The organism is Carnobacterium sp., assembly GCF_032094055.1.
Classification (GTDB): domain Bacteria; phylum Bacillota; class Bacilli; order Lactobacillales; family Carnobacteriaceae; genus Carnobacterium_A.
Genome location: NZ_DAMDAK010000011.1, coordinates 23710 through 27433, shown reverse-complemented (window position 1 = coordinate 27433; position 3724 = coordinate 23710). Strand labels below are relative to the sequence as shown.

Here is a 3724-nt window from a genome sequence, read left to right as displayed (position 1 = left end):
AAAAAGATTGTTGAGCAAAATTACAATCACCCTTCGATTATAACTTGGGTTCCGTTCAATGAATCTTGGGGCATCAAAGATATACAAAGAAGAGAAAAGCAGCAGAAGTTTACCGAGGCTGTTTATTATTTAACAAAAACGATTGATGATACTCGGCCTGTAATAACGAATGATGGTTGGGAGCATACTGTTTCAGATATTATTACATTACATGATTATGAAGAATCTGGTGAAGTCTTGAAGACGAGATATGAAAGGAAAGAAAAATTCTTAGAGAATGAACAACAATACAGTAATACTCGCTATATGATGGCTGATGGATATCAATATAACGGACAGCCAATTTTGATTTCTGAATTTGGCGGAATAGCCTTTGCTACTGATAATAAAAAGAAGTGGGGCTATGGAGAACAAGTTCAAGATGAAGAACAGTTCATGAAAAGGTTTAATGATATTCATAAAGCTATTCAAGATATTCCTTATATAATTGGTTATTGTTATACACAATTGACTGATGTAGAACAAGAAGTGAATGGGTTACTCGATCCTCAAAGAAATTCTAAAGTAAATATAGCAGAAGTTTTTGAAATCAATACGCGACGAAAAAATTAAATGAATTAATAAAAAATCAAGAAAAATGTTGAGTTTAGAAATGAAGTTAAGAATAAAAAAAGCCAAAAAAAAAAATAGAACAATATCGATTTTAACTATTTAGTTATATTAAAATGCTGATTTGGATTATGATTTAATGTGGTTTAACTTTAAAGTTATTTTTGGTATAACCTGTTAAAATAGTGTTGACATCGCTTTCATAAGATGATAATTTGTGTATGAAAGAAATAAAAATAAAAAAATATTACTGATAAGTTAATGGTAAAATATAGGAGTTAACTTTTTGGTAAACTAGGAGGAATTGGAAATGCAAGTAAAGAAATTTGCAAGATTAGCTTTAATCACAGGAGCATGTATCGGTTTACTAGCAGGATGTGGCGGATCGGCAAGTAGTTCAGATTCGGGAAATTCTTCAAAAGGCAACAAGAATGAAATTGTTTTCTGGAATCCTTTCACTGGTCCAGATGGATCTAACATTAAAGAAATGATCAATGAATACAATAAAACAAACCCAGAGTTCAAAGTGAAAAATGTTTCTATGAAAGAAGGGGATATGTATACCAAGATTCCTACTGTTGTTAATTCTGGTAAAAACATTCCTGACTTGAATATTGTTCATGCAGAACGAATCAAACAATATAATGACAATGACATGTTAGAAACGTATGATGACGCTTTAGCAGATTACCCAGAAATCAAAGCTGAGAACTACGTACCAGAAGCTTGGAAGATCGGCGATATTGATGACACTCGCTATTCGATTCCACTTGATATTCATACATCCGGTACTTATTATAACAAAGAATTAGTTGAAAAATATGCGCCAACTGCTTTAGATGATAACATCATCACTTATGATGAAATCAAAGAAGCTGGCGAAAAAGCCAAAGCAGATAAGATTGCCTCTCTTGGTGTTACTTGGATGAAACCAATTTTGCTTTCTTTGTATAAACAAAATGGTGGCGAATTGTCATCGGATGGTATTAACCCAACACTTGATAATCAAGCAATGACCGATTCGCTTGGGTTATGGAAAGATTTATATGATAGCGGCATCACTACAAAAGATGGTGAAGATCCGTATCAATTGTTTGTTGCTGGTAAAGTAATATTCTATCCAGAAGGTATCTGGATGAGAAATAATGTGAATGAAGCAAAATTTGATTGGGGATTGACAAACGCTCCTCAACTTTCTGATGATTTGAGTGAAGCAGTCAACTGGTCTTCTTCTCATCAATTCGTGATGTTTAAAAACCCGGATCGTTCGGAAGAAAAGACCAAAGGAATCATGGATTTCTTAGAATGGGTACGTACGAATTCATTAGAATGGGCAAAAGCAGGACAAAACCCAGCTACTTTAGATCTTTTGAACAATGATGAATACTTAGAAATGCCACAATCAATGTTCATCAATGATCCAGCAGAACAAGAAACATTGTCTATTTTTGACTACAAATACAATGGATATGTAGCTGAGTACATGGATGCACACGCACTAGATGTTATCTTTGGTAAAGCAAAAGTGAATGATTTTGCACCAGCAATGCAAAAAGAAGTAGCAGACAAAGTTTCAAAAGATAAATCCAATAATTAAGTCTATTCATGAGTGAGGGAGTCCTAAAAGGCTCCCTTTCTCAAAGAATAGAAAGGGAGTGGGAACAAATGTCTTTATCAAAGAAAGGAAAAAAAAGAAATCGAGGGCAAAGTAAAGCCTTGCCTTGGCTGTTCATTGCCCCACATTTGATTATTTTTACGATTTTTTTCTTGTTACCTGTTTTTTTTGGAATCTATATTTCGTTTACAGACTGGGATCTTGTTTCAAGCCCTAATTTTGTTGGTTTGGCAAATTACAATGAAATTTTTACTAACCAAGATTCTATTTTTTATTCGCAATTACGAATAGGATTAACGAATACCTTTAAATTCGTCATTTTTGTCGTACCGCTTTGTATCATTGTGCCATTACTGGTAGCCGTGGCTTTGAATACAAAACCTAAATTGGGTAAATTTTTTCAATCCCTTTTCTATATGCCAAATTTATTTGCTATTTCAGCAGTAGTCATTGTTTGGACCTTGATGTTTAATGTCACTTATGGACCGATCAATACATTATTAGGCACATCAACACCATTCACGAGTACGATGCCCTATGCTTGGGTCACTTTGGTCGTAGTAACCGTTTGGTGGACAATCGGTGGAAATATGATCATTTATCAAGCTGCTTTAAATGGGATTTCACAAGACTATTATGAAGCAGCTGATATCGATGGAGCTACCTCGGTACAAAAGTTTTTAAAAATCACTTTGCCATCGATCAAAGGACAAATCCTTTATACCTTGGTCGTGACTACGATCGCTCAGTTCAATGTATATGGACAGCCGCTCATGTTGACTGGCGGAGGCCCTAATGATGGGACTCGGGTTCTCTTGATGTACATTCAACAAAATGCCTTTGGTTCTGGGCAATCGATTGCCGGCATTGCTTCAGCGATGGCTATTGTATTAGGTGTCTGCATTATGCTCGTATCGGCTATTCAATTTAAGTTTTTGAAAACGAAGGATTAAGGGGGAGAAAACAATGAAAACAATGAAAAAAAGACAAACATCAAAAATCGTTGCATTTGTTTTCTTGGCGATAATGGCTGTGATCTGGATCGTTCCCTTATTGTATGGAATTTTTACTTCCTTTAAATCACAATCGGAATTATTGACAGAAGGTGCCCGTTTATTACCTATTGATTGGGTATTGACGAACTACCAAGACTTGCTAATGGATAACACAAGTACACCTTTGGTACGTTGGTTTTTTAATTCTTTATTTATCGCTACGATGAATACCATACTTGTATTATTTGTAGTTTCTTTATCGGCATTTGCGTACAGTCGTCTTCAATTCAAAGGGCGCAATAAAATTTTTACCTTTTTACTCGCTTCGATGATGTTTCCTGGAGTCGTAAACTTGATCCCGCTATACAAAATCGTAGATGTTTTAGGATGGGTCAATACTCCTTGGGCAATGATCGTTCCTGGAGCAGCAGGTGCAATGAATATTTTCTTAGTAAAACAATTTATGGACAATATTCCAAAAGACTATGATGAAGCGGCACAAATC

General features: G+C 35.0%; 4 protein-coding genes. All 4 read left to right on the top strand.

Annotated elements, in window-relative coordinates; genetic code table 11:
• A partial coding sequence (locus RT405_RS03065; RefSeq protein ID WP_313467460.1) for a glycoside hydrolase family 2 TIM barrel-domain containing protein occupies positions 1 to 612 on the top strand: 612 nt, incomplete at its 5' end.
• 307 nt (positions 613 to 919) lie between these two features.
• The gene (locus tag RT405_RS03060; protein ID WP_313467458.1) at positions 920 to 2206 is read left to right on the top strand and encodes an extracellular solute-binding protein; all 1287 of its coding nucleotides are present in this window, start codon (positions 920 to 922) and stop codon (positions 2204 to 2206) included.
• A gap of 68 nt (positions 2207 to 2274) precedes the next feature.
• Positions 2275 to 3177, top strand: coding sequence for a sugar ABC transporter permease (locus RT405_RS03055; RefSeq protein WP_313467457.1), 903 nt, complete (start codon positions 2275 to 2277; stop codon positions 3175 to 3177).
• A gap of 22 nt (positions 3178 to 3199) precedes the next feature.
• Positions 3200 to 3724 (top strand): carbohydrate ABC transporter permease (locus RT405_RS03050; protein WP_396163146.1); only part of this gene is annotated, 525 nt, incomplete at its 3' end.

Excerpts from the sequence above, each read along its gene's own strand:
- RT405_RS03055 (WP_313467457.1), top strand. The coding sequence starts at position 2,275 with ATGTCTTTATCAAAGAAAGGAAAAAAAAGAAATCGAGGGCAAAGTAAA.
- RT405_RS03060 (WP_313467458.1), top strand. The coding sequence starts at position 920 with ATGCAAGTAAAGAAATTTGCAAGATTAGCTTTAATCACAGGAGCATGT.